This is a genomic window from Streptomyces sp. AM 4-1-1 (genome assembly GCF_029167625.1).
Taxonomy (GTDB): Bacteria; Actinomycetota; Actinomycetes; order Streptomycetales; family Streptomycetaceae; genus Streptomyces.
In genome coordinates, this window is sequence record NZ_CP119145.1 from 385,983 (window position 1) to 412,105 (window position 26,123).

16 protein-coding genes are annotated in these 26,123 nt (G+C 70.1%); 11 read left to right on the forward strand and 5 right to left on the reverse strand.

What is annotated here, in order from left to right; all coding sequences use genetic code 11:
• Positions 1–253: 253 nt before the first annotated feature.
• Positions 254–472, reverse strand: a complete 219-nt coding sequence (locus PZB75_RS01735; RefSeq protein WP_275533494.1) for an MbtH family protein — start codon at positions 470–472, stop codon at positions 254–256.
• 868 nt (positions 473–1,340) lie between these two features.
• Here PZB75_RS01735 and PZB75_RS01740 point away from each other — a divergent pair.
• From PZB75_RS01740 to PZB75_RS01765, 6 genes are all read left to right on the forward strand, one after another.
• Entirely contained in the window at positions 1,341–2,261 is a 921-nt protein-coding gene (locus PZB75_RS01740) for a sterol desaturase family protein (protein WP_275533495.1), read from the forward strand.
• Positions 2,262–2,423: 162 nt separating this feature from the next.
• Positions 2,424–12,038: a non-ribosomal peptide synthetase/type I polyketide synthase gene (locus PZB75_RS01745; RefSeq protein ID WP_275533496.1), complete on the forward strand. Its 9,615-nt coding sequence runs from the start codon at positions 2,424–2,426 to the stop codon at positions 12,036–12,038.
• Positions 12,028–13,695, forward strand: coding sequence for an NAD(P)/FAD-dependent oxidoreductase (locus PZB75_RS01750; protein ID WP_275533497.1), 1,668 nt, complete (start codon positions 12,028–12,030; stop codon positions 13,693–13,695). The genes PZB75_RS01745 and PZB75_RS01750 overlap by 11 nt, the downstream gene beginning before the upstream one ends.
• 59 nt (positions 13,696–13,754) lie before the next feature.
• Complete coding sequence (locus PZB75_RS01755; protein WP_275538545.1) at positions 13,755–15,458, forward strand: NAD(P)/FAD-dependent oxidoreductase; 1,704 nt, start codon at positions 13,755–13,757, stop codon at positions 15,456–15,458.
• A 42-nt stretch (positions 15,459–15,500) separates the two neighbouring features.
• Positions 15,501–16,727, forward strand: a complete 1,227-nt coding sequence (locus PZB75_RS01760; protein ID WP_275533498.1) for a cytochrome P450 — start codon at positions 15,501–15,503, stop codon at positions 16,725–16,727.
• Between the two features lie 156 nt (positions 16,728–16,883).
• Positions 16,884–17,111 (forward strand): DUF6296 family protein, encoded by a 228-nt coding sequence (locus PZB75_RS01765; RefSeq protein WP_275533499.1) that lies wholly within the window; start codon positions 16,884–16,886, stop codon positions 17,109–17,111.
• A gap of 250 nt (positions 17,112–17,361) precedes the next feature.
• On the opposite strand, the gene PZB75_RS01770 is transcribed toward PZB75_RS01765, so the two are convergent.
• Positions 17,362–17,598, reverse strand: a complete 237-nt coding sequence (locus PZB75_RS01770; protein ID WP_275533501.1) for a DUF4287 domain-containing protein — start codon at positions 17,596–17,598, stop codon at positions 17,362–17,364.
• 231 nt (positions 17,599–17,829) lie between these two features.
• On the opposite strand from PZB75_RS01770, the gene PZB75_RS01775 reads away from it, so the two are divergent.
• Positions 17,830–18,180 carry a PRC-barrel domain-containing protein gene (locus PZB75_RS01775; protein ID WP_275533502.1) on the forward strand — a complete coding sequence of 117 codons (351 nt, stop codon included), beginning with the start codon at positions 17,830–17,832 and terminating at the stop codon, positions 18,178–18,180.
• Positions 18,181–18,358: 178 nt separating this feature from the next.
• Here the strand turns inward: PZB75_RS01775 and PZB75_RS01780 are convergent, their stop codons facing one another.
• Positions 18,359–19,231, reverse strand: coding sequence for a UbiA family prenyltransferase (locus PZB75_RS01780; RefSeq protein ID WP_275533503.1), 873 nt, complete (start codon positions 19,229–19,231; stop codon positions 18,359–18,361).
• Between the two features lie 89 nt (positions 19,232–19,320).
• Between PZB75_RS01780 and PZB75_RS01785 the strand changes: the two genes are divergently transcribed.
• Genes PZB75_RS01785 through PZB75_RS01795 form a run of 3 tightly spaced genes read left to right on the forward strand, consistent with a single transcriptional unit; the run spans position 19,321 to position 21,993 of the window.
• Positions 19,321–20,403: a 3-oxoacyl-[acyl-carrier-protein] synthase III C-terminal domain-containing protein gene (locus PZB75_RS01785; RefSeq protein WP_275538546.1), complete on the forward strand. Its 1,083-nt coding sequence runs from the start codon at positions 19,321–19,323 to the stop codon at positions 20,401–20,403.
• Positions 20,404–20,416: 13 nt separating this feature from the next.
• On the forward strand, positions 20,417–20,983 hold the full coding sequence (locus PZB75_RS01790; protein ID WP_275533504.1) for an isoprenylcysteine carboxyl methyltransferase family protein: 567 nt from the start codon (positions 20,417–20,419) through the stop codon (positions 20,981–20,983).
• The gene (locus PZB75_RS01795; RefSeq protein ID WP_275533506.1) at positions 20,980–21,993 is read left to right on the forward strand and encodes an FAD-dependent monooxygenase; all 1,014 of its coding nucleotides are present in this window, start codon (positions 20,980–20,982) and stop codon (positions 21,991–21,993) included. The genes PZB75_RS01790 and PZB75_RS01795 overlap by 4 nt, the downstream gene beginning before the upstream one ends.
• A gap of 279 nt (positions 21,994–22,272) precedes the next feature.
• Here the strand turns inward: PZB75_RS01795 and PZB75_RS01800 are convergent, their stop codons facing one another.
• Complete coding sequence (locus tag PZB75_RS01800) at positions 22,273–23,730, reverse strand: MFS transporter (RefSeq protein WP_275533507.1); 1,458 nt, start codon at positions 23,728–23,730, stop codon at positions 22,273–22,275.
• A gap of 162 nt (positions 23,731–23,892) precedes the next feature.
• On the opposite strand from PZB75_RS01800, the gene PZB75_RS01805 reads away from it, so the two are divergent.
• Complete coding sequence (locus tag PZB75_RS01805) at positions 23,893–24,348, forward strand: MarR family transcriptional regulator (RefSeq protein WP_275533508.1); 456 nt, start codon at positions 23,893–23,895, stop codon at positions 24,346–24,348.
• Between the two features lie 261 nt (positions 24,349–24,609).
• Here the strand turns inward: PZB75_RS01805 and PZB75_RS01810 are convergent, their stop codons facing one another.
• Positions 24,610–26,055, reverse strand: coding sequence for a glyceraldehyde-3-phosphate dehydrogenase (locus PZB75_RS01810; RefSeq protein WP_275533510.1), 1,446 nt, complete (start codon positions 26,053–26,055; stop codon positions 24,610–24,612).
• Between the last annotated feature and the right edge of the window lie 68 nt (positions 26,056–26,123).

A 26,123-nucleotide genomic window follows, 5' to 3' on the forward strand; every position in this document is an offset into this window, starting at 1 on the left:
GGTATTCGACATGTCCGTGAAGGCATGGCGGATCTTCCCGCGGCGCCTTCCGCCGCGCGGGCGGAAAGCGATGTCGATCGGGGCCGCTCACCTTTAGGCCCTACGCCTCGCGTACCGAACGCAGCGATCGGTACGCACGTGTCCCGCAGAGCTCCGGGATGGCATGCCGCCCCTGACGGGGCGGCGGCATCGGCGAACACGACCGCCGGGCGGTCGCACCCACGACGAGCCTTTTCGCTGGTCGGGCCAGGTACTACTTGCCCTCGCCCTCAAGGAGGGCCACCAGACTGGCCGGCCTCATGTCGACCCAGGACGCCTCGATGAAGTCGAGACACTCCTGCCGCGACCCTTCCGGCCGCGCCGTCCGCCACCCTTCCGGCACTTCGGAAGTTGCGGGCCAGAGCGAGTACTGACGTTCCTCATTGATCAGAACCAGGAATCGAGCTTCATCATCGTCAAAAGGATTGGCCATGAACTCCCCACCTCTTCGTTCACCGTTCCGCGAGCCGCCGGACAATCCAGGACCGTGCGGGCCTCCGCACTCTTTTGTCCCGTTCCCCCGAACGATGCCACGGGATACTCCGTTCGGTATCGGTCGAGCGTGAGTACGGTACACCTCACTCTCTGGGCAACAAAACAACTCCCGCGAATCACCTGCCCACCAAATCCGGATGCATGTGCGAGCGCCGACAGCATTCATGGAACGCCGCCGAGCGGACGCACCCCCCTCACCTGGCTTTTGGCTGAAAAACATACTGTGGTATTGCTTCTGGCATTTGCCCCCACGCGACCATCAGTCCACATTCAGCCACCGCCTTGTCCGATACCCGACGTCTCATCAATGCGACACCGCCCCGTCCCCCGCGCCGTAACGGGGCGCTGTGCGACCCTGATGCGGACTTGGACGCCGGAGCATGCCCCCGTGCGCCCGCCTTGCGCCCCCTGACCCGGCACCCCTCTTGGCGCTCGACGGGGCGCCGCCCCGGATTCATCGCGCCACACGGCAGACCCGTTCTCCGCGGTGGACGTGCGGCGGGGAGTGCGAGAACAGCGTCCGGGAGTCCCAAACCCGTTCCGGCGCATGGATCACGCCGCGAGCTCCCCCGCGTTCGCCGGCCGTCGCCCCTTACCCACGCTCAGCGAGTTATGCGGGATCGCGACCATTGCCGGGGTTGCGCCAGGGGTGCGAGCGGATCGCGGGCCCGAGCCCGCGCGATCCCGCACGCCGGGCCGGGGCCATTGCGCAGCGTTACTGATCCACAGCACTCTGTTGATACACATCCCCGGCGGAGGACAGTCCGCCGGGGATGTACCCAGGTCCGCCGCCGATGAGAGGTGCCATGTCCAGTTCCCCGACCAGTGACACGGGTGGCCTCCGACGGGGGCGCGCCCCGGGGAGGGTGGTGCGAGCGGTCCTCTCCCGGGCCGCCCACCCCCTCCTGCTGGTCTCCGTCGTGGCCGTGTTCGTCTCGTCGGTGCGCTTCGGCTGGGCTCAGGACCGGGTCACCCTCCTCTTCCAACTCTCGGTGCTCGGCTACCTCGTAGTGCTGGAATACCTGATTCCGTACGAGCGTGCCTGGCAGCCGAATCGGCGTGAGTGGGGCTGGTACGCCGTCTACTACGTACTCACGGCGCTGAGCGGCGCCCTTGGGCAGACCCTCGTGATGATCGCTGTGGGCGCGGTGGCCCGGCCCGACTCCATGTTTCCGCTGTGGGTGGAGATCCCCTTCGCCCTTCTGCTGGGTTCGCTCACCAGTTACACGGTGCACAGGCTCGGGCACGTCAATCCGTGGCTGTGGCGACTGCACGGCGTGCACCACGTGCCCGACAAGGTCAACGTCGGCAACAACGGCGTCAATCACGTCGCCGACGTGCTCATCTCCCAGGCCAGTGTGCAACTGACGGTGGCTCTGGTCGGGTTCTCCGAGCGGGCCGTCTTCGGAGTGGGTCTCTTCGTCATCGCCCAGGGGTATTTCATCCATGCCAACATCACCGTCCGCCTCGGCAGGCTCAACCATGTGTTCGCCGGCCCCGAGCAACACCGTCTGCACCACAGCACCGACCTCGCCGAGGCCGGTCACTACGGTTCCGAACTGTCCGTCTGGGACAGGGTGTTCGGCAGTTACACATGGCACCCCGGTCGCGAACCGGCCTCTGTCGGTCTGGTGAGACCGGAGACCTTCCCCGGCACCGGCGCCATCCTCGCCACACTCGTGCACCCGCTGCGCCGATCGGCGAAGGCCGGCGAGACGGCCGGGTGACCCCGCTGTCCTTCCCGGCCCGCTCCCCGGTCCCACCCGTCGCGCCGTCGAGCGCGTCATACGGGCCCGGACGCGCCCCGGCTCCAGGAAGTCACCATCTCTTCTCAGTCCCTTTATCTCTCTTATTCCTGTTATTTCCCGTTACGAATCAAGGAGCCGACCATGGCTGACTCGCTCCGAACCACGCCTCCCGAGAAGATCGCGATCATCGGTATCGGCTGCCGTTTCCCCGGCGGAGCGTGCGACCACCGCGAGTTCTGGCGGAACCTGCTGGACGGCAAGGACTGCATCACACCGACTCCGTCCGACAGATACGACGTGACCACTCTGGGCAGCCGGGACAAGGCGAAACCAGGCCGCCTGGTGGGCGGCCGGGGTGGATACATCGACGGTTTCGACGAGTTCGACCCCGCCTTCTTCGGCATCAGCCCCCGGGAAGCGCACTACATGGACCCGCAGCAGCGAAAGCTGCTGGAGGTGGCGTGGGAGGCCCTGGAGGACGGCGGCCAGAAACCGGCCGAGCTGGCCGGGAGTGATGTCGGTGTGTTCGTCGGCGCTTTCACCCTGGACTACAAGATCCTTCAGTTTGCGGACCTCGGGTTCGACACCCTCGACGCGCACACGGCGACCGGCACGATGATGACAATGGTGTCGAACCGCATCTCGCACTGTTTCGACTTCCGCGGGCCCAGCGTCTCGATCGACACCGCGTGCAGTTCGTCCCTGGTCGCTGTGCATCTGGCCTGCGAGAGCCTGCGCCGGGGCGAGAGCACGCTGGCCCTGGCCGGCGGCACCCTGCTGCATCTGGCCCCGCAGTACACGATCGCGGAGACCAAGGGAGGGTTCCTCTCCACCGAGGGCCGGTCCCGCGCGTTCGACGCGGGTGCGGACGGCTACGTCCGTGCCGAAGGAGTCGGTGTCGTCGCCCTGAAACGCCTCGCGGACGCCGTCCGCGACGGCGACCCGATCCACGCCGTGATCACCGCGAGCGGCGTCAATCAGGACGGCCGCACCAACGGCATCACCGTGCCCAACGGTGACGCGCAGGCCGCGCTGATCGAGCGGGTGTGCGCGGAGGCCGGGATCACGCCGGGCGACCTCCAGTACGTCGAGGCGCACGGTACCTCCACGCCGGTCGGCGACCCCGTCGAGGCCAACGCCCTCGGCCGGGCCCTCGCCAGGGGCCGTGAGCCGGGCGCCGCCTGCTACGTCGGCTCGGTCAAGACCAACATCGGGCACACCGAGTCGGCCGCCGGAATCGCCGGCCTGATCAAGACGGCTCTCAGCATCGAGCACGGGCTGATCCCGCCGCACATCAATCTGGAACAGCTCAACCCCGGCATCGATCTGGCGGCGCTGCCCTTCGACATCCCGAGCGGGGTGACCCACTGGCCGGCGCACGTCGGCCCTGCGCGGGCGGGTGTCAACGCGTTCGGCTTCGGTGGCACCAACGCGCATGTTCTGCTGGAGGCTCCCGCCGCAACCCGCCCGGACGCGGGGGGACTCGTTCCGACGCAGTCCGGGACGGGGACGCAGCAGGAGGGAAGTCCCGGGCCGACGACGGCCGAGGCCGAAACGGCGGGGAAGGCCGGGCCCGCGCACTCCCGTCCCCGTTACAGCATTCTTCCGCTGACCGCCCGGGACGCCTCCGGTCTTCCGGTGCTGGCGGAGGAGATCCGCCGGGAGCTGGCCGGACCGGACGGTGCGGGAGACCGGACCGGTGTACGGGCCGTGTCCACCGCCGATCTCGGTCACACCCTCGCGCACCGCCGCCAGCACCACTCCGCCCGGCTGTCCGTCGTCTACTCGTCCCGTGACGAACTGGACGGGGCCCTCGCGGCCTATGCGCGGGGCGAGGCCCATCCCCGGGTGCTCACGGACCGGTGCCGCGAGCCCCGACAGCGTCGCCTGGTCTGGGCGTTCACCGGTATGGGCCCCCAGTGGTGGGGCATGGGCCGGGAGTTGTTCGCCTCCCAGCCCGTCTACCGGGAGGCGGTCGAGCGCTGCGACCGGGAAATCGCCGCCCTCACCGACTGGTCGCTCATCGACGAGATGAACGCCGACGCGGCCGATTCCCGGATGGCCGAGACCTGGCTGGCCCAGCCCGCGAACTTCGCCGTGCAGGTCGGCCTCGCCGCTCTGTGGCGTGCCCATGGTGTGCGACCGGACGCCATCGTCGGTCACAGCACCGGCGAGATCGCCGCCTTTCACGAGGCGGGCGTCTACAGTCTGCGTGACGCGGCACGAATCGCCGTCCACCGCAGCCGGCTCCAGCAGCGCCTCGTGGGCACCGGCACGATGCTCGCCGTGGGCCTTCCCGAGGACGAGGCGGTGCGCCGCCTCCGCCCGTACCGGGACGTGGTCTCCGTCGCCGCGGTGAACGGTCCGGCCTCGCTGACCCTGGCGGGCGACGAGGCGGCTCTGACGGCGTACGCCGAGAGTCTGCGCGCCGAGCAGATCTTCGCCAAGTTCCTCACCGTCCGGGTGCCTTACCACAGCCCCCAGATGGAACAGATCAAGGACGAACTGCTCGAAGGTCTCGCCGACATCGAACCGCGACCCGCCCGGGTACCGCTCTATCTGACCGGCCGGGAGGGACGCGCCCAGGGCACCGAGCTCGACGCGGCCTACTGGTGGGACAACGTCCGCGACAGCGTCCGTTTCCGGTCCGCGGTCGAGCGTCTGGCCGACGACGGACACCGCCTGTTCCTGGAGATCGGCCCGCATCCCGTGCTGGCCCACTCGATCAGGGAATGCCTCGCCGACCGCCCCGCCGAAGAGCCCGGTGACGAGGTGCTGACCCTGCCGTCGATCCGTCGTGAGGAGGACGAGCAGGCGGCCTTCACCACATCCCTCGCCGCACTCCACAATCTCGGCTTCCCGCTCGACTGGGACGTACTGCATCCGCGGGGCCGGATCGTGCCGCTGCCGCGCTATCCGTGGAAGCGCGACCGGTACTGGACCGAGCCCGCGCCGGTGGCGCAGATCAGGCTCGGCCAGGTCGACCACCCTCTGCTCGGCCGTCGGCTGGCCACGGCGGAACCCGCATGGGAGGTCATGCTCGACGTCGAGACCGCGCCCTACCTCGCCGACCATCGCATCCAGGGCCGGGCCCTGTTCCCGGCCGCCGGCTACCTCGAAATGGCCGCCCAGGCGGTCCGGGCGATGACCGGCGGTACGGACGTCGCACTCGGTGACATCGAACTGCGCAAGGCCCTGTTCCTCCCCGACGACGCGCCCCGCAGTGCACAGCTGTCCTTCTCGACACAGAACGCCGCCTTCACCATCGCGACCGGCACCGGGGCGGCCGACGAACCGGCCGTCCACGCGTGCGGCGTCGTGCGCACCGGGGACCGACGCGCCGCCGGGGCGCCACTGGACTTCGACGCGGTCGCGGCCCGTGGCGGCCGGCACCTGTCGGCTCCGGACTGCTACGCCGAGTTGAGCGCCCTCGGTTACGACTACGGTCCGGCCTTCCAGGGCATCGAGGAGGTGTGGACCGGCGAGGGCGAGGCCCTGGCCAGAATCCGGCCGCCGAAGGTGATCGGTGACGGCGCCGCGCACCACCACGTCCACCCTGTCCTGCTCGACTCCTGCTTCCAGGCTCTCCTCACCGCGGGACTGTTCACCGGTCCGGCCGGACCGGTGAACGCCGGCGGCCCCGGAGCACCCGGTACCGGCATTCTGCTGCCGCTGTCCGTCACCGACGTGCACACTTCTCCCGTCGGCGACCAGCCCCTGTGGGCCCACGCCACGGTCACCCGGCGGCGGGACGACGAACTCGTCGGCGACATCGCCCTCTACGGGGACGACGGGCGCCCGCTCGGACACATCGGCGGATTCCGTGCCGCCGATGTCGAGAAGGCGTCGGCCACCGTGGGGCTCGGCACGATCGACAACTGGCTCGCCGAACCGACCTGGACCGAGGCTCCCGCCGAAGTCGCCTCGGCGGCCGCCCTGTCCTCCCCCGGTACATGGCTGCTCCTCGCCGACGGGCCCGGCGGGGTCGCGGACGCACTCGCCGAACTCGTGACGTCCCGCGGCGGCCACTGCCATGTCGTTCGCCCTGGAGATTCCTACGCGTTCGACCGTGAGTCCGGCGTCTCCGTGGTGGCGCCCGGACGCGCCGAGGACCTGCGCCGACTGCTGACCGACCTGGCCGAGGCATCGGGAGGCGGAACGGAAGGGTCCGGCAACCGTCCCGCACCGCCCGTCGGCACAGTCGTCCATCTGTGGAACCTCGACCTGCCGACGCTGGACGGCACGACGCGTGACCGGCTCGACGAACACAGCGCCGTCGGTGCGTACTCCCTGATCGCCCTCGCGCAGGCGCTCCAGGACGATCCCGGACAGACCGGTTCCCCGGCCGCGCTGCACATCGTCACCCGTGGGACACAGCCCACGACACCGGGGGCTCCTGTCGAACCGCTGGGCGCCCCCGCCTGGGGCATCGGCCGCGTACTGCGCCACCAGGAACTGACCACCCACCGGGGCAAACTGATCGACCTCGCACCGGCCGGCGGCGGCGCGGGCCCGGACCACCGCGCCGAGGCCGACGCGCTGCTGCACGAGATCCTGTCCACCGCCGCCGAACCGGGGCAGGGCGACGACGAGGTCGCCCTGCGTGACGGCCGTCGCCTCGTCAGTACGCTCACCCGGCCCGAACTCACCCGGCCGCTGCCGGCACGTCTGAGGCCGGACGGGGCGTACCTGGTGACGGGCGCCTTCGGCGCTCTCGGCCGGCTGCTGTGCCGGTTCCTCGTGCGGTGCGGAGCCCGGCATCTGGTCCTCGTCGGCCGGACCCCGCTGCCCGACCGCGGCACCTGGCGCGACCTCGATCCCACGTCCCCGGCAGCCGACAACGCACGTTTCGTCAAGGAACTGGAAGCCCTCGGCGCTCATCCCGTCCACGCGGCCCTGGACATCACCGACGAGCGGGCCCTGGCCGGCTGGCTGGCCGCGTACCGGGCGCAGGACGCACCGCCGGTACGCGGTGTGTTCCATCTGGCCGGGCATGTCCGGGACACACTCGTCCGGGACATGGACCGGACCGTCTTCGACGCGGTCCTGGTGCCCAAGGCGGCCGGTGCCTGGCTGCTCCACCACCATCTGAGGGACGAACCGCTCGACCATTTCGTGCTCTTCGCCTCCGTCGCGTCACTGCTCACGACGACGGGCCAGACCAACTACGCGGCGGGCAACGCGTTCCTCGACGCGCTGGCTCACCACCGCAGGTCCCTGGGGCTGCCCGCGCTCAGTCTGGACTGGGGGCCATGGGCGACCGGCATGATCGAGGAACTCGGTCTCGTCGAGCACTACCGCAACAGTCGTGGGATGAGTTCGCTGTCGCCCTCCACGGGCATGGCCGTCCTGGAGCGGGTCATCGGCCAGGACCGCCCGCAGCTGCTGATCGCCACGATCGTCGACTGGAAGACGTTTCTCGCCTGGTACGCGTCACCGCCCCCGCTCGTGGCCCGTCTCGCGGCCGACGCGGCGTCCGGGGACGGCACGTCCGGGGACGAGCAGAGCAACTTCCTCGATGTCTTCCGCTCGGCCGGCGAGGAGGAACGCGACCGGCTCGTCACCGACCGGTTCACCGCGCTGGCCGCGGCCGTGCTGCGCGTGCCGGCCGAGCAGATCGAACCGGCGAACAGCCTTGGTTCGCTGGGTCTCGACTCCCTCCTCGCCATGGAACTGCGTGCCCGTATCCATTCCGAGACGGGTGTCGCCCTGCCTGTGGTGGCCCTTCTCAGCGGTGCCCGCAACCGCGAGCTGATCGGCCAGCTCCACGCGGCGGCCGCGGCGCTGGCCACCGAGGCGGCGGGGGCGGCGGGCAGCGGCGCGTCGGTCGAGTTGTACGAGGACATGTCCTGCCATCCGCTCACGCAGAACCAGAAGGCCCTGTGGTTCCTCAAGCAGCTCAATCCCGACGGGTTCGCCTACAACATCGGCGGGGCCGTCGAGGTGGAGGTCGCCCTTGAGCCGGAGCTGATGTTCGACGCCGTGCGGGTGCTCGTCGCCCGCCATCCGGTGCTGCGTGCCAACTTCTCGATGGAGGAGGGGCAGCCGGTGCAGCGGGTGTCGGAGACCGGTGAGCCGGATGTGGCGCTGTTCGACGTCCAGGGCCGTGACTGGGACGACATCCACGACATGATCGTCCGTGAGTACCGCAGGCCGTACGACCTCGAACACGACCCGCTGATCCGGTTCCGGCTCTTCAAGCGCGGCCCGGACCGGTGGATCATCATGAAGGCCGTCCACCACATCATCTCGGACGCGATCTCCACGTTCACCTTCATCGAGGAGCTTCTCGCGCTCTACGAGGGGATGCGCGCGGGCCGGCCGGTCCAGTTGCCTCCCGTACCGGCCCGGTACCTGGACTTCCTCAACCGGCAGAACCAGTTCCTGGCCTCGCCGGACGCGGAACGCATGCTGGACCACTGGCGCGCCGCCCTGCCTGCCGAGATCCCGCCCCTTGAGCTGCCGACCGACCGGCCCCGGCCCGCGGTGCAGACCCACAACGGCGCGTCGGAGTTCTTCGTCCTCGACTCCGAACTCAGCGCCCGGGTCCACGCGTTGGCCCGGGAACACGATGTGACGGTGTTCATGGTGCTGATCAGCGCCTATTACATCCTGCTCCACCGCTACTCCGGCCAGGACGACATCATCGTGGGCAGCCCGGTGACCGGCCGGACCGATGAGGGCTTCGCCTCCGTCTACGGCTATTTCGTGAATCCGCTCCCCTTGCACGCCGATTTCTCGGGGGCGCCGTCGGTCGCCTCGTTCCTGGCCCAGGTCCGCCGGACCGTCCTCGGCGGTCTGGACAACCAGGAGTATCCGTTCGTCCTGCTGGTGGAGAAGCTGGGCCTCCAGCACGATCCGAGCCGGTCCGCGGTGTTCCAGGCGATGTTCATCCTGCTGGCCCACAAGGTGGCGACCCAGCAGTACGGCTACCATCTCGACTACATCGAACTCCCTGAGGAGGAAGGGCAGTTCGACCTCACGCTGTCGGCGTACGAGGACGAGTCGGAGCACCGCTTCCACTGTGTGCTGAAGTACAACACCGATCTGTTCCTGCCCGGGACCGTGCGCCGGATGGTCGGGCACTACGTCACCGTGCTGGAGGCGCTGACCCGGGCCCCGGCGGACCGGCCGGTGGCGCTGCTCGACATGCTGGGACCTGAGGAACGCGAGCGGGTGCTGCACGACTCGGCGGCCGTGGGCCGCCCGGTACCGCACGACGTGCCGGTGCACCGGCTGGTCGCCGAGGTCTCCGGCCGCGTTCCGGACGCCGTCGCGCTCACCGTCCCCTCCGACAGCGGTCCGGCCCGGCATCTGACGTACCGGGAGCTGGAGGACCGGACCCGGGTCCTGGCGGGCAGGCTGCGCGCCCGAGGAGTGCGTTCGGGGGACGTCGTCGCCGTCTGCCTCCCCAAATCGGCCGAACTGGTCGTCGCGCTGCTGGCCGTCCTCCGGGCGGGAGCCGCGTACACCCCGCTCGACCCCGAACACCCCGTCGACCGGCTGGTGTTCATGGCCCGCAACGCCGAAGCGGTGCTCGTCGTCACCGACGAGGCGGGGAGCGCGCGGCTCACGGAGCTGCGCACCGAACTCCTCACCGTCGACGCTCCCGGCGCCGCCGGCGACGGTGGCGACGGTGGCGGTGACGCGACGGAGTTCGACGACGGCGCCTTCGACATGGACACACCCGCGTACGTCATCCACACCTCGGGGTCGACGGGCCGCCCCAAGGCCGTGCGGGTCAGCCACCGCGCACTCGCCGCCGTCCAGGCGGCCTGGCGCGAGGAGTACGGTCTCGACACGGCCCCGGGTGTCCATCTGCAGATGGCCGGTGTGTCGTTCGACGTGTTCACGGGCGATCTCGTCCGGGCGTTGTGCTCGGGTGGACGGCTGGTGCTGGTCGGGCGCGATCTGCTGCTGAACACCGCCCGGCTGTACGAGACGATGACGGCCGAGCGGGTCGACTGCGCCGAGTTCGTCCCGGCGGTGGTCCGCGTTCTGATGAACCACTGCGAGCAGAGCGGTCACCGACTGGCGTTCATGCGCCTGATGATCGTCGGCTCGGACACCTGGAAGGTCGAGGAGTACGAGCGGCTGCGCCGCCTGTGCGGGCCGGAGACCCGTGTCATCAACTCGTACGGGCTGACGGAGGCGGCCGTCGACAGCGCCTGCTTCGAGGGCTGCACGGACGGGCTGGACCCCCATCAGACGGTGCCGATCGGCGCTCCGCTGCCCAACTGCTCGCTGCGGGTGCTCGACACACGACGTCAGCCGGTCCCGCCCGGGGTCGTCGGTGAGCTCTGGGTCGGTGGCGCGGGTCTCGCCCTCGGCTACGCGGGAGATCCCGAGCAGACCGCCGACCGCTTCGTGTCCATGACCCTGGACCGGGGCCCCGGGGCCGTACCCGAGCGGCTGTACCGCACCGGGGACCTGGCCCGCCGGGACGCGTGGGGACGGTTGCATCTGCTGGGGCGCGCCGACTCCCAGATCAAGGTACGCGGCCACCGCATCGAACCCGGCGAGATCGAGTCCCTGCTGATGTCCAGGCAGGACCTCGCGCAGGCCTGCGTCACGGTACGCACGGATGCCCGGGGAGAGGCCGTCCTGTGCGCCTACTGCGTCCCGGCCACCGGTTCCACGCTCGACACCCGTACGCTGCGGGGCCATCTCGCCGCGCATCTGCCCACGTATCTCATTCCGACGTACTTCACGACGCTGGACGCACTGCCGGTGACGGCCAACGGAAAGGTGGACACCGCGTCCCTGCCGGAGCCTCGGCCGGAGACGGCCGAGGAGAGTCATGAACCGCCGGTCACCCTCTACGAACAGCGCATGGCCGCCCACTGGGAGGATCTGCTCGGCACGGAACACATGGGACTGCGAAGTGACTTCTTCGCGTCCGGTGGCAGCTCCATCCGGCTGATCGAGCTCATTCACCAGCTCCAGGCCGAGTTCGGCATCGCCATCCCGGTCGGACTGCTGTTCAAGGTCACCACCCTGCACGGCATGGCCCGGACGGTCGAGGACATCGTCACCGGCAGGATCTCCGGGAACCGCCCGTATCTGACCTTCAACTCCGGTCAGGGCCCCGCGCTGTTCTGCTTCCCGCCGGCCGGCGGCCATGGACTGGTCTACCGGCGGTTCGCCGCTCATCTGCCGCAGTACGAGCTGGTCGCCTTCAACCACGTCGACGGCGACAAGGTGAACCACTACGCCGACCTGGTCGAGTCGCTTCGCCCGGACGGTCCCTGCCCCCTCCTCGGGTACTCCCTCGGCGGCAACCTCGCGTTCGAGATCGCCAAGGAACTCGAACGACGAGGGCGTGACGTGGGCCATGTGGTGATCATGGACTCGTACCGCATCCTGGAGGCGCGGGCCCTGGCCGACGAGCACATCGAGGCCTTCGAGCTCGAACTGCGTGAACATCTGCACCGGCACACCGGCTCGCGGGCCGTCACCGACCAGACGCTCGAACAGGCCCGGGAATACCTGGACTTCTGCGGCCGGACGCCGAACCTGGGGACGGTGACGGCGACCGTGAGCGTGATCTCCGACGAGCGGAAGGCCGTCCTCTACGCGGCGGGGCAGCGCGGCACGTGGCACGGCAGCTCGTCGACCCGCACCGAACTGCTGCGCGGCTTCGGGACACACGCCGAGATGCTGGACGCGAAGTACGCCGCGCAGAACGCCGAACTCGCGCTCGCCGCGCTCAGCGGTTTCGCCGACCTCTCCGGCGGTGAGACCCATGTCGCGTGACACCCGCCCCGTCTGGGAGGCCCGTGACAGGGCGCCCGGCGACAAACCCCGGGTCATCGTGATCGGCGCCGGCATCGGTGGCCTCTCGACCGGCTGCTACGCCCAGATGAGCGGCGCCGAGACCCGCATCTTCGAGCGGCACGTGCTGCCCGGGGGCTGCTGCACGGCGTGGTCCCGCCAGGACTACGTCTTCGACTACTGCATCGAATGGCTCACCGGTACCGGCCGCGGGAACGACGCCAGCCAGGTGTGGCGGGAACTCGGCGCCCTCGACGGCAAGACCATCGCGAACTTCGAGATGTTCAACACCGTCACCGACGAGGACGGCCGCTCGGTGACCTTCTACAACGACCCCGACCGGCTGGAACGCCATCTGCTGGAGCTCTCGCCCGCCGACGCCCGGCCGATCCGCGCCTTCTGCCGGGATCTGAGGCGCTTCATCGACATCAACCTCTATCCGTTCCTCACCCCCGCGCCGCTGCAGACGCTCCGGCAGAGGCTGGCCACCCTGCGGACCGTCCTGCCTGCCTTCGTCCTCTTCTGGCGGACCGCCGCGACCCGCATGGAACGCTTCTCGGACCGGTTCCAGGACCCGTTGCTGCGGCGGGCGTTCCCGTTCATCTTCTTCCAGGACCACGAGGTCTTCCCGCTGCTGCCCTATCTGTTCAACATGGCGAGCGCGCACCACCTCAACGCCGGTTTCCCGCAGGGGGGTTCGCTGGGACTGGCCCGGTCGGTCGAGGAGCGGTACACCTCGCTGGGCGGACGGGTCGACTACCGGGCCCGGGTGGAGCGGGTCATCGTGGAGAACGACCGGGCGATCGGGGTGGAGCTGCGGGGCGGGGAGCGGCACTACGCCGATCATGTCGTCTCCGCGTGCGACGGCCGCACCACCATCGACGGACTGCTGGGCGGCCGGTACTCCAGCCCGAGGGTCGACACCCTCTTCAAGGAGATGACGCACCGGCCGGAACTCCTCTATCCCGGGGTGGTGTCGGCGTTCGTCGGGCTGCGGGGCGAGCTCGGCCCGGACGTACCGCACAGCACCACCCACCTGCTGTCCGAGGAGGACAGCGCCGCCCTGCCGAAGGCGCTGCAGAAGAGCCTCGTCGTGCAGCTGCGCTCGCGGTACTCCGACGGTTTCGCCCCGCCGGGCAAGTCGGTCGTCCACTGCACGTACTTCAGCGACTACGGCTACTGGAAGGAGCTTCGGCGCACCGACCGCAAGGCGTACTGGGCCCGCAAACAGGAAGTGGCCGACTTCGTCCGTACGTTCCTGGAGCGCCGCCACCCCGGCATCGGCGCGGCCATCGAGGTCATCGATGTGGCCTCGCCCTCGACCACCGAGCGGTACACCGGCGTCCAGGGCGGCAGCATCCTCGGCTGGAAGTCGTTCACCGACGCCGACGACGTGATCACCGGGATCATCAACAAGGACCGGTTGCGGCTCCCGGGCCTGAGCGGGTTCTCGCTGGCCGGACAGTGGTTCGGCGGCGGCAGTCTGATCCGCACCGCGGCGAGCGGCCGGTTCGTCACGCAGTACCTCTGCCAGGAGCTGGGCATCGAGTTCCGGGCGTGGGAGAGCGGGGGCACGGACCCCTGGCACCCGGGAAAGCTGGGCCGGCTGCCGCAGCTCGAACAGCGCGGGGTCCGGTGAGGCACACGATGAAACTCCGAGGAGAGCACGGCATGCCGTCCGCCAAGCGCAGAGAGACCATGATCGTCATCGGTGGGGGGCTGGGAGGGCTGTCCACCGGCTGCTACGCGCAGATGAACGGGTACCGCAGCCGGATCTTCGAGATGCACGAGATCCCCGGTGGCTGCTGCACCGGCTGGGGGCGGGGCGCCTTCACGTTCGACTGCTGCATCAGCTGGCTTCTGGGCAACGGGCCCGGCACCGAGATGCACCAGATCTGGCTCGAACTGGGCGCGCTCCAGGGCAAGGAGATGCGTCACTTCGACGTGTTCAACATCGTGCGGGGCCGGGACGGCCGGGCCGTCCACTTCTACTGCGATCCGGACCGGCTCGAAGCGCATCTGCTGTCACTCTCACCGGCCGACGCCCGGCCCATCCGCGCCTTCTGCTCCGGGCTGCGGAAGTTCATCACCGTCCTGCCCACCTACCCGTTCCTCAAGCCTGTGGCGCTGATGGGCCGGTGGGAGCGCTGGCGGATGCTGGCCCGTTTCGTCCCCTACGTCAATCTGTTCCGCACCTCCATGTCGGTGCTGATGTCGGAGTACTCGGGGAGGTTCGAGGACCCGCTGCTCCAGGAGGCGTTCAATTACATCCTGTACGAGAAGCATCCCAACTTCCCCGTGCTGCCGTTCTACTTCCAACTGGCCGCGCAGGCACACCGGGCGGCCGGGGTGCCCGAGGGAGGTTCGCTCGGCCTGGCCCGCTCCATCGAGGAGCGGTACAAGCGGCTGGGCGGGGAGATCACGTACAACGCCAAGGTCGAGAAGATCCTCGTCGAGAACGACCGGGCGGTCGGGGTCCGGCTCTCCGACGGGCGTGAGTACCACGCCGACGTCGTCGTGTCGGCCTGCGACGGCCCGGCCACCCTGCTGCGGTTCCTCGACGGCCGCTATCTCGACGACACGTACCGGCAGCTCTACGAGAAGACCCTCAAGGAACCGGGCATGGTCTTCCCCGGCTACGTCAGTGTGTTCCTCGGCCTTCGGCGCCCCTTCCCCGAGGGGGAGCCCACCACCACCCATCTGCTGGACGAGTCGATGGCGTCCAGGCTGACCGGTATCCGTCATCCGAGCATCAACGTCCAGTTCCGCAGCAGGCACTATCCCGAGCTGTCGCCCCAGGACACGACCGTCGTCTACGCCACGTACTTCGCCGACGCCGCGCCGTGGCGGGAGCTGAGCGAGGGTCCCGAACAGCTCAGCCGCCGGCGTCGCGGGGCGGAGCTGCACACACTGCCGGTACGCCGCGGGCGCACGTACTCGGTGGCCAAGCGTCAGGTCAGGGATGTGATCGTGGACTTCCTCGACGAGCGCTACCCGGGACTCGGGGACTCGGTCGCGGTCCGTGACATCTGCACTCCACTCACCCAGATCCGCTACACGGGGAGCTACGAGGGCACCGTCCTCGGCTGGCAGCCCTTCGTCGAGAGCGGCGAGACGATGGAGACGCTCGTCAAGAAGCACGGGCCGGTCCTGCCTGGTCTCGGGAACTTCTACCTCTCCGGTGTGTGGGCCACGACCGGTGGTCTCATCAGGGCCGCCACCGCCGGGCGTCAGGTGATGCAGTTCATCTGCCGTGACGACGGGATCGGTTTCACCGCGTCCGTCGACGACACCGCGCCGCCACCGACCCATGTCGTCCTGCCCCCGGGCCCGCTCGCGAGCCCTCCCGCTCCCGGGCCGCTGCCCCGGCCACGCGCCGAACCCGTGCGCCTCTCGCGCTGACCTCTCACCACCACCGAACCACCAGGAAAGGCAGACATCCGCGTGTCCCCCCAGAAGCAGCATGCCGAGCAGTGCCCGGAACCCCTCGCCTACCCGTTCTGGACCACCGAGGGCCTCGGCCTCCACCCCGACTACCGCGAGCTGCGGGACAAACCCCTCGCCCGGGTGCGTCTGCCGTACGGTGAGGACGCCTGGCTCGTCACCGGCCACGAGGATGTCCGCGCGGTCCTGTCGGACGCCAGGTTCAGCCTCTCGGAGGCCGTCCGCCGCGACCATCCCCGGATCAGCCCGATGCCCCGGGTCGGTGGCGGCCTCATCGCCATCGACGCGCCCGATCACACCCGGATGCGTTCGCTGCTGAGCAAGGAGTTCACGGCCCGGCGCATCGAGCATCTGCGCGACCGGGTCCGGGAGAACGCCGATGAGCTGCTGGACCGCATGGTGGAGACCGGGCCGCCCGCCGATCTCGTCGAGGATTTCGCGTTCCCGTTGCCCATGACGCTCATCTGCGAACTGGTCGGTGTGCCGTACGAGGACCACCACCACGTACGCGCCTGGGCGGACACCGTCTGCGCGGGCAACGCGGCGCCGGAGGTGATCCAGGAGAAGGCCGGCGCGTTCTTCGAGCGGATGAACGGCTGGGTGGCGGCCCGTCGTGAGGAACCGGCCGACGACCTGCTCACCGTCCTCATCAGGGCCTGCGACCAGGACGGCACCCTCTCCGAGCGGGAGCTGTCGGAACTCCTCAACGAGGTGCTCATCGGCGGCTTCGTGACCACCACCAACCAGATCGCGAACTTCTTCTCCCTGCTCCTGCTGCGTCCCGACGGCGACCAGGACCTGCTGGCCCGGTTGCGTGCCGAGCCCGGCCTCGTCCCCAAGGCCGTCGAGGAACTGCTGCGGTACGTACCGCTGTTGAACGGGCTGATCCTGCCGCGCTACGCCCTGGAGGACATCGAACTGGGCGGGGTCCTCATCCGCGCGGGCGAAGCCGTCGTCGTCTCCCAGGCGGCCGCCAATCGGGATCCGGGAGTCTTCCCCGATCCGGACCAGCTCGTCCTCGACCGCTCCGGGGCCGCCCACGTGAGCTTCGGGTACGGCACGCACTACTGCCTCGGCGCCCATCTCGCCCGGCTGGAACTCCAGGTGGCCCTGGAGCGCGTGGCGACCCGGATGCCGGGACTGCGGCTCGGCGTTCCCGTCGAGAAGCTTCGCTGGCGTTCGAAGGAGTTCTTCAGCGGGCTGCGGGAGCTGCCGGTCGCCTGGTGACGGCGCAGGGAGGGCCGGTGCGGCCCGGCCGCCCTCGCTGCCGACCTTCCGGAGGCGCGCCGGACGGGTGTGGGCGATGATGGGAGCCGGACCGTCCGGCCGTCCGGGGGCGGCATCGCTCCCGGACGTCCCTGGGAGCCTTGTGGGGAGGCCCGCGTGGATTACCCGGAAAGCTACGAACTGGTCTTTCGAGACCCCGCCGGGACGGATGACGTGGTGGTCGTCCGGCGCACCACGGCGTCGGGAGCGGGCGGATACCCGATCTACGAGGACGACACCGGTATCGTCCGCGCGGAGATCAGCAGCCGGGCGGAAGTGCGCATGCTGGCCAGTGGAGGCCACCAGGCTCCCGGGATTCCACTGGCACGGTCGCTGAACGCCTGAAGGCGCCCGAAGGCCGGGTATCCGACAACGTCCGCTCCCAGGCCGGCCCAGGCCAGGAGCAGCCCAGGCTCAGACCCAGCCCAGCACCAGGACGAGGCCCCCGCCCCCGTGCCGCGGTTCCCGACGGCGAAGAAGCCGCCGTGGCGCGTGCGGCAGGGGGCGTCGGGGGCCTACCCGAGCAGTGACACCTCCACGGCTGCTCCGCAGGTGTTTCGCAGGTGTGAGGTTTTCCCCGGGCGGCTGCGGCGTCTCAGGCGTCGCCGCTCCCCCTGTCCGCCGCTTCGGCGTCCTCGGTACGTGTGTGCGCGACGAGGGCGTTGGCGTGGCCGTGCCCGAGTCCGTGCTCGGTCTTGAGCCAGTCGACCAGTTCCATGTGCTTGGTCAGCGGCGAGGACCTGATGAGGTCCTTCCATTCCGCGATCGGCCGGCCGTGCTTCCGCTCGATCGACGGAAAGTAGCCGGCGGGGCCCTTGACGATGTCGCTCATGCCGGAAGTCTGTCATCCCGTCGGCGAGCGGGGAATGACGGCCTCGGTGTGCTCCTTCGGCCGGCCGCCGGTGATCGCGTGCGGAGAGCACCGAGGAGACCTCGCCGGAAAACGTCCGCACGCGGATCGCATAAGGCCGTGGACTCAGGGCACCAGGATCAGCGAGGCAGGGTCACCGCGTTTCGGCGGCCTTCCTCTTGGCTGAGCATTCGTCGATAGAGAGGCTTTCTCATGAGTGACATCTGGGGCTACCAGCCGACGACCGGCCACACCGCCGGCAACACCCTGACCGGTTACAAGGTCGAGGCGAAGGACGGCAGCATCGGCAAGGTCGACAAGCACTCCGACGAGGTCGGTTCCTCGTACCTGGTCGTGGACACCGGAGTCTGGATCTTCGGCAAGGAGGTGCTGCTGCCCGCGGGCACCGTCACCCGCGTCGATACGGACGAAGAGAAGATCTACGTCGACCTGACCAAGGACCAGATCAAGGAAGCGCCCGAGTTCGACAAGGACAAGCACCTCGGTGACACCGGCTATCACGAGCAGGTGGGCGGCTACTACGGCCGTCACCGTCGCGTCTGAGACACCGATGCCAGGGGTGGGGCCGACCAGTTCGACTGGTCGGCCCCACCCCTGTGTTCCGCCGTATCCTCCCGGGGCCGGGAGTCGTCACGGTCGGACGCCATGTCCCGCCGGCCGCCGCCCAGGACAGGCGGGACGGCACCGGGCGGCGGCCGGACGACCGCACGGGCACGGGCCGTCACACCAGAGCGGTGCCCTGTACCAGGAGCAGTGTCACGTCCACCGCCGCCACGGCCACGGTCCCGACGAACGGCGCCCTGGACCAGTACCGGCCCAGGACCGGCCCCGCGAACGCCATGAGCGCCGCCGCCCCCAGCGTGGCCACTCCCCCTCCGCCCGGTGACCCCTGAGGCCCCAGCACCAGCACCGCGGTCGCCGCCAGCAGCGGGACGGGCAGCAGCAGCCGGATGCCGGTCGCGCCCAGCCGCTGCGGCAGCCCGCGCACACCTTCCCTGAGGTCGCCCTCCAGGTCCGGGAGCACATCGCCCAGATGAGCGGCGACCCCCAGCAGCGCCCCGGCCGTCAGGACCCACCACTCCGGCCAGGGCCGTGCGGGCAGGCTCAGGGTGACGACAGCGGGGAGACCTCCGAATCCGACGACGTACGGAAGCCACGAGAGCGCCGTGGTCTTCAGCCTCAGGTTGTAGGACCACGCGGCGGCGACCGCCGTCAGGTGCACCGCCGCGGACGCGGGGCCACAGGCGAGTGACAGCGGGACGCACAGCAGCAGAGCGGTGAACGCCGCCCGCCACACCGTGCCACGGCCGAGGGAGCCGACGGCCACCGGTTTGTCCCGTCGGCCCGCCGCGATGTCGCGCCGGGCGTCGAAGGCGTCGTTGCACCAGCCCACCGAGAGCTGCCCGGTCAGCACGGCCGCGCCGATCAGCAGACAGCCGGTCGCGCCGAGGCCGACGCAGACGCCCAGCGCGACCGCGAGGCCGGTCACCGCGGCCACCGGGCCCGGGTGGCAGGACATCGCGAGTGCCACCGCGCGACGCGGCGGCCACCATCCGGTCAGTTCGGGCGTGCGCTGCGGGTCCCCGGTGTCCATCGGGCGATGGTAGGCATCCGGGCCGGACCGACCTGGCAGCCGCACGGGTTGTCCACGGTGTGTCATTCCGCGCTCTCGGGCAAGGATCGATTCATGAAGCCTCCGAAGCGGAATCCGGGATGACCAGGATCGCGGCGGTTCACGGCGCTCTCGCCCCGTATCGCCATACCCAGAGCGAGATCACCGACATGGTGGCCCGCACCTGTCTGCCGGCCGGCGCCGACCGACGTGTCCTGGACCGGCTCCACCGGAACGCGCGGGTCCGTACCCGGCACATGGTGCTGCCACTGGACGGCTACGGCGAGCTGAACGGCTTCGGGGACGCCAACGACGTGTTCATCGGAGCGGCGGTCGACCTGGGCGCCGAGGCGGTGCGCGGCGCGCTGCGGACCGCCGGGCTGACACCGACGGATGTGGACCTGCTGATGTTCACCTCGGTCACCGGTGTGGCCACCCCCTCCGTCGACGCGCGGCTGATCGGCCGTCTGGGGATGCGTCCCGATGTGAAACGGCTGCCGATCTTCGGTCTGGGCTGTGTCGCCGGGGCCGCCGGGGTGGCCCGGCTGCACGACTACCTGGTCGGCAGGCCGGACCAGGTGGCGGTGCTGCTCTCGGCCGAGTTCTGTTCCCTCACGTTTCAGCGCGACGACGCGACGCCCGCCAATCTGGTGGCCACCGGCCTGTTCGGGGACGGCGCGGCGGCCGTGGTCGCCGTCGGCGACGGACGGGCGGCGACCGGACCGGAGGTGATCGACACCCGCAGCCGGATGTATCCGGGCACCGAACACGTCATGGGCTGGGACATCCGCGGTTCGGGCTTCAGGGTGGTGCTCGATCCGGCCGTTCCCGACGTCGTGCGTGAGTACCTCGCCGACGACGTGCACGACTTCCTGGCCGAGCACGGCCTCAAACCGAAGGACGTGGCCCACTGGGTCTGCCACCCCGGCGGCCCCAAGGTGCTGGAAGCCGTCTCGTCCACGCTCTCGTTGCCCGACCACGCCCTGGACGTCACCTGGCGCTCCCTCGCCGCGGTCGGCAATCTGTCGTCGGCGTCGGTGCTGCACGTGCTCCGGGACACCATGGAGCAGGAACGGCCCGAACCCGGGACACCCGGTCTGATGCTGGCCATGGGACCGGGCTTCTGCTGCGAACTCGTACTGCTGCGCTGGTAGGTCGGAGGACCGCATGATCTGGTACACGGCCCTGGTGCTCGCCGTCGCGGGCGAGCGCGTGGCCGAACTCGCCGTGGCGTCGCGCAACACCCGCTGGAGCCTGGCCCGCGGCGGCATCGAGTCCGGTCGCGGGCACTACCCGGCGATGGCGCTGCTGCACACCGCGTTCCTGGCCGGCTGCTGGGCAGAGGTGTGGCTGGCCGACCGCCCGTTCGTCCCGGCGCTCGGCTGGACCATGGTGGGGGTGGTGGCCGCCGCGCAGGCGCTGCGCTGGTGGTGCGTCGGGACGCTCGGGCACCGGTGGAACACCCGGGTCATCGTCGTCCCCGGATTGTCCGCGGTCACCGCGGGCCCCTACCGGTGGCTGCGCCATCCCAACTATGTCGCGGTCGCCGCCGAGGGGCTGGCCCTGCCGCTGATTCACGGCGCGTGGCTGACCGCCACCGTCTTCACCGTGCTCAACGCGGCGCTGATGACGGTCCGCGTGCGGTGCGAGAACGCGGCGCTGGCCTCCGTCACCGCCGTGCCCGGCGTGACGGAAACACGGGATGTGCGGAGCACGAGGGACGTACGGGCGTGATCGACGTCCTGGTGGCGGGCGGTGGCCCGGCCGGTCTCGCGGCGGCGATCCACGCCGCGCGGACCGGTCTGGAGGCCGTCGTGGTCGAACCGCGGCCCGCCCCCGTCGACAAGGCGTGCGGCGAGGGCATCATGCCCAGCGGGGTGGTGGCCCTGCGCTCGCTGGGGATCGACGTCCAGGGCCATGAGCTGCGCGGAATCCGTTACGTGGACGGCGTCCGTGACGCGCGGGCCCTGTTCCGGGGCGGCAAGGGACTCGGCGTGCGCCGGACCGCGCTGCACACGGCCCTTCACGCACGGGCCCTGGCACTCGGCGTCCGTGTCGTCCAGGGCAAGGTGACCGGTGTCCGTCAGGAAGGGGACAGGGTCACGGCCTGCGGGCTGACGGCGCGTTGGCTGATCGCCGCGGACGGCCTGCACTCCCCGCTGCGCCGGGCACTCGGCCTGGACCGCCCGGCGGAGGAGCCGGGCCGGTACGGACTGCGCCGTCACTACCGGGTCGCCCCGTGGTCGGACTTCGTGGAGGTCCACTGGTCGCGACGGGGAGAGGCCTATGTGACACCGGTCGGTGACGCGCTGGTGGGGGTCGCCGTGCTCAGTCGCGAACGGTGTCCCTACGACGAGCACCTGACGGACTTTCCCGGCCTGGCCGCCTCGCTCCGGGGCCGGGAGGCGGGTCCGGTACGCGGCGCGGGGCCGCTGCGGCAGCGGTGCCGGGAACCCCGGGCCGGGCGGGTGCTGCTGGTCGGTGACGCGGCGGGCTACGTCGACGCGTTGACGGGTGAGGGGGTCGCGCTGGCACTGGCGACGGCCGGAGCGGCGATCGGGTGCGTGGCCGCCGGCCGGCCCGAGGACTACCCGGCCGGATGGGCGCGGCTGACGAGACGCCACCGGTTGCTGACGGGGGCGCTGCTGCGGGCGGCCCGGAACCCCGGCGCGTCCCGTCTGATCGTCCCGCTGGCCGGTCGGCTGCCGCGGGTGTTCGGCGCGGCCGTCCACGCGTTGCAGTAGCCGAACAGGGCCGCCCGGCCGCCGCGTCCGTCGGGGTGGATGGGCGGCCGGGATCGGCTCCGACCGGCCGGGGGATGCGCGGCACGTTCGCGTACGCCCTGTCCCCGGCCTCGCAGGTGCGCGCTCGCCGGACGGGGACAACAGGTCGCGCTCTCACGGGAGCCGGCCGACCGGCCGTGGCAGATCGACCCGGGCGCGCGACCGAGGGCGGGCGGGCCGGGAGGGTGGCCGACCGCTTCGGCCCCGCCCCGGGCCCGTCGCCCAGCGGGTGTCGGCCCGTCACGCCTCCGTCAGGATCTGCTCGGCCGTGTCGGTCCGCTCGGCGGCGCCCTTGTCCGCCGGGTCGCGGCGCGCGGCCGGGATGACCGCCGCGATCAGAGCGGCGACCAGGGCGACACCACAGCCGATCAACAGGCCGGTGCGGAAGCCTTCCTCGGAGGTGAAGCCGTGGCCGCCCATGGTGTTGGTCATCTGCGAGAGGACGACGCCGATCACCGCGGCGCCGATCGATGTGCCGAGCGAACGCATGAGCGCGTTGAACCCGTTGGCCGCGGCCGTCTCGGAGAGCGGCACCGAGCTCATGATCAACGCGGGCATCGCACCGTAGGCGAGACCGACGCCGCCGCTGGTGACCATGCCCACCAGCATCAGCCCCCAGGCGGAGCCCATCAGTGACAACGACAGGCCGTAGCCGGCGGCGATGACCAGGACCCCGCAGACCAGGGTGAACTTCGGGCCGCGGGCATCGGTGAGCTTTCCGCCGAACGGGGAGACGATCATCATCATGATGCCGCCGGGTGCCATCCACAGGCCCGCCGCGAGCATCGACTGTCCGAGGCCGTAACCGGTGGCCTCGGGGAACTGCAGCAGCTGCGGCAGGATCAGCATGCTGGCGTACATGCCGAAGCCGACGAAGACCGAGGCGATGTTGGTGAGCAGCACCCTGGGACGGGCCGTGGTGCGCAGATCCACCAGCGGTTCCCGTGTGCGCAGCTCCCAGACGCCCCAGACGAGCAGCAGCGCGAGTGCGGCGGCGAACAGGCCCAGGGTCGTCGCGGAACCCCAGCCCCAGTCGGCGCCCTTGGAGACGGCGAGCAGCAGGCAGACCAGGCCGGCGCCGAGGCCGATCGCACCGGGCACGTCGAATCGCTGTCCCTTGGCGGTCGCCGGGACGTCCGGGACGAGGAACCAGACCAGAGCCGCCACCACCAGGGCCAGGACGGCGGAACCCCAGAACAGCATGCGCCAGTCCGTGTACTGGGCGACCGCCGCCGCGATCGGCAGACCGAGGCCGCCACCGATGCCCATGGAAGCGCTGACCAGTGCGATGGAGGAGCTGAGCTTCTCCGGCGGGACCACGTCGCGGAGCAGGGCGATGCCGAGAGGCACCATGCCCATGCCCACGCCCTGGAGGCCACGTCCGACGATCATCGGGACGACGGAGGACGCCAGCGCGCAGACCACCGAGCCGCACACCAGCGGGACCGCGCACACCAGCAGCATCCGGCGTTTGCCGACCAGGTCACCGAGACGGCCGGAGACGGGCACCCACACGGCCGCCACCAGAAGGGTGACGGTGATCACCCAGGCGGAGTTCGAGCGTGAGGTGTGCAGAATCCGCGGGAGTTCCGCGATGAGCGGCGTCACCAGCGTCTGCATGATCGCTGCCGTGATGCCGGCGAACGCCAGCGTGGCAACCACTCCGCCCGCACGGGCCGAGGGCTGGGGGGCATTCATGAAGGAACTCCCTGGGGTGTCTTCGGAAACGAGAGTGTGCATCGTACATGCCTCATGCACCAGGCACGACGCATGGCCGATACATACCACTGTGAGAGGATCGGGCCGAGCCGTCCCACATGAGGCACCCCTGGTACGGCGGGAAGCAGGAGGCGAGAGCGCATGACCAAGCCCACCCACGAGGTCGAGTACGAGCAGATGCTGCTCAGCCGCCATGGACTGCTGCAGCAGAGAGGCGGGCGCCGCAAGGGCGGAGGGCTGGAGCGGAGCGCCTACATCCTGCTCAGCCGCATCCGCGTCCAGGGACCGATGTCGATCGGGGAGCTGAGCGACGCCTTCGGACTCGACGCCTCCACCCTCAACCGGCAGACCGCGGCGGCGATGCGCGCCGGGCTCGTGGAGCGTGTGCCCGACCCCCAGGGGGGCATGGCCCGCAAATTCCGGCTCACGGACGAGGGGGCGCACATCCTCGACGACGAACGCGAGGGCATGGTCGACGGCCTCGACCGGGTCATGGTCGACTGGTCGGACGAGGACATCGCCGCCTTCGCCTTCTATCTGAGGCGCTTCAACACCGACATCGAGCGCCTCACCGGACGCCCTTGGCCACGCCCGTAGGCGTCGGCGGCGCGTTCCTCCGGCGGGCGGCGACGCGGCGCGGTGGCGGGTCCGGTCTCCCGCCGCCCCCGAGGCCGGAGACGGCGGAGGACGGCGGAAGGGAGCCTCCGGCCCCGCCCGCCGGAAACCCGGACCCGCCCGGAGCACAACCGGACCACTTCAGGCCGCCAGGACGGAACCGGACCGCCTCGGACCCGCCCGCCGGAAGCCCGGACCCGCCCACGCCGGACCCACCCGCTCCGGACCCGCCCGAGGGCGGAGTCAGACCGCCGGGGCCGGGTAGGTCGGGTACTCCACACCGGAGACGTGCTGTACGACGCGGATGACCTGGCAGGAGTATCCGAACTCGTTGTCGTACCAGAGGTAGAGGATCGCGTCGTCCCCCTCGACCTTGGTCGCACCGGCGTCGACGATCGAGGCGTGGCGCGACCCGATGAAGTCGCTGGAGACCGCGTCGGGGGCGCTGATGAAGTCGATCTGACGCTTCAGCGGTGAGGCGAGCGACACATTGCGGAGGTGGTCCAGGACCTCTTCGCGGGTGGTCTCACGCGCCAGCCGCAGGCTGAGGATCGCGATCGACACGTCCGGCACCGGGACGCGGATCGAGCTGCCGGTGATCCTCGCCTTGAGATCGGGCAGCGCCTTGGCGACGGCGGAGGCGGCACCGGTCTCGGTGATGACCATGTTGAGCGGCGCCGAACGGCCACGGCGGTCGGAGTTGTGGTAATTGTCCAGCAGGTTCTGGTCGTTGGTGAACGAGTGCACCGTCTCCACGTGACCGCGCAGGACCCCGTACTCGTCCGCCATCGCCTTCAGCGGCGGAACGATCGCGTTGGTGGTGCAGGAGGCGCAGGACAGGATTCGCTCGTCCGGCTCGATCATCTCGTGGTTGACACCGTGGACGACGTTGAGGACGTCCCCCTTGCCCGGGGCGGTGAGGACGACCTTGTCCACTCCGGGCCGGAGGTGTTGCGAAAGGCCCTCGCGGTCGCGCCACTTGCCGGTGTTGTCGATGAGGATGGCGTTCTTTATGCCGTACGCCGTGTAGTCCACCGACGTCGGGTCGTCGGAGTAGATCACCTTGATCTCGTTGCCGTTGGCGATGATCTTGCTGTTCGCCTCGTCGACGGTGATCGTGCCCTGGAACTGGCCGTGGATGGAGTCGCGGCGCAGCAGCGAGGCTCGCTTGACGATGTCCTGGCCGGCTCCTCTGCGGACCACGATGGCACGCAGCCGCAGACCGTTCCCGGAGCCGGCCTTCTCGATGAGCAGCCGGGCGAGGAGACGGCCGATCCGGCCGAACCCGTAGAGGACGACGTCGCGCGGTTCGCGGCGCTCGATCCTGTCGGGGCCCGTGGCGCCGGCGACGGCCTCGGCGGTGAACTCCGCCACCGGAAGGCCGCGGTCGTCGGCCCGGTACGTCGCGGCGAGCATGCCGATGTCGATCTGGGAGGGGCCGAGTTCGAGCGTGGTGAGAGCCTGCAGGAAGGGCAGCGTCTCGGTGACGGAAAGCTCCTCGCCGGCGATCTGCCTGGCGAATCGGTGGGTCTTGAGGATGCTGACCACCGACTTGTTCACCAGGGAGCGGCTGTGGAGCAGGACTGTCACATCCCGTTCCCGGTGCAGCTTCCCGATGATCGGGATCATCGACTCCGCGATCTCCTCGCGGTTCTTCCAGTTGGTGAACGAGTCCTCGTTGACAGTCACAGTTCATCTTTCGAGCTAGGCGGTGCTCATATGGTAGCCGTCTCACATTTTGATCATTCAAGCGGCGT

Excerpts from the sequence above, each read along its gene's own strand:
- PZB75_RS01735 (WP_275533494.1), bottom strand. The coding sequence starts at position 472 with ATGGCCAATCCTTTTGACGATGATGAAGCTCGATTCCTGGTTCTGATC.
- PZB75_RS01740 (WP_275533495.1), top strand. The coding sequence starts at position 1,341 with ATGTCCAGTTCCCCGACCAGTGACACGGGTGGCCTCCGACGGGGGCGC.
- PZB75_RS01745 (WP_275533496.1), top strand. The coding sequence starts at position 2,424 with ATGGCTGACTCGCTCCGAACCACGCCTCCCGAGAAGATCGCGATCATC.
- PZB75_RS01750 (WP_275533497.1), top strand. The coding sequence starts at position 12,028 with ATGTCGCGTGACACCCGCCCCGTCTGGGAGGCCCGTGACAGGGCGCCC.
- PZB75_RS01755 (WP_275538545.1), top strand. The coding sequence starts at position 13,755 with ATGATCGTCATCGGTGGGGGGCTGGGAGGGCTGTCCACCGGCTGCTAC.
- PZB75_RS01770 (WP_275533501.1), bottom strand. The coding sequence starts at position 17,598 with ATGAGCGACATCGTCAAGGGCCCCGCCGGCTACTTTCCGTCGATCGAG.
- PZB75_RS01775 (WP_275533502.1), top strand. The coding sequence starts at position 17,830 with ATGAGTGACATCTGGGGCTACCAGCCGACGACCGGCCACACCGCCGGC.
- PZB75_RS01780 (WP_275533503.1), bottom strand. The coding sequence starts at position 19,231 with ATGGACACCGGGGACCCGCAGCGCACGCCCGAACTGACCGGATGGTGG.
- PZB75_RS01790 (WP_275533504.1), top strand. The coding sequence starts at position 20,417 with ATGATCTGGTACACGGCCCTGGTGCTCGCCGTCGCGGGCGAGCGCGTG.
- PZB75_RS01800 (WP_275533507.1), bottom strand. The coding sequence starts at position 23,730 with ATGAATGCCCCCCAGCCCTCGGCCCGTGCGGGCGGAGTGGTTGCCACG.
- PZB75_RS01805 (WP_275533508.1), top strand. The coding sequence starts at position 23,893 with ATGACCAAGCCCACCCACGAGGTCGAGTACGAGCAGATGCTGCTCAGC.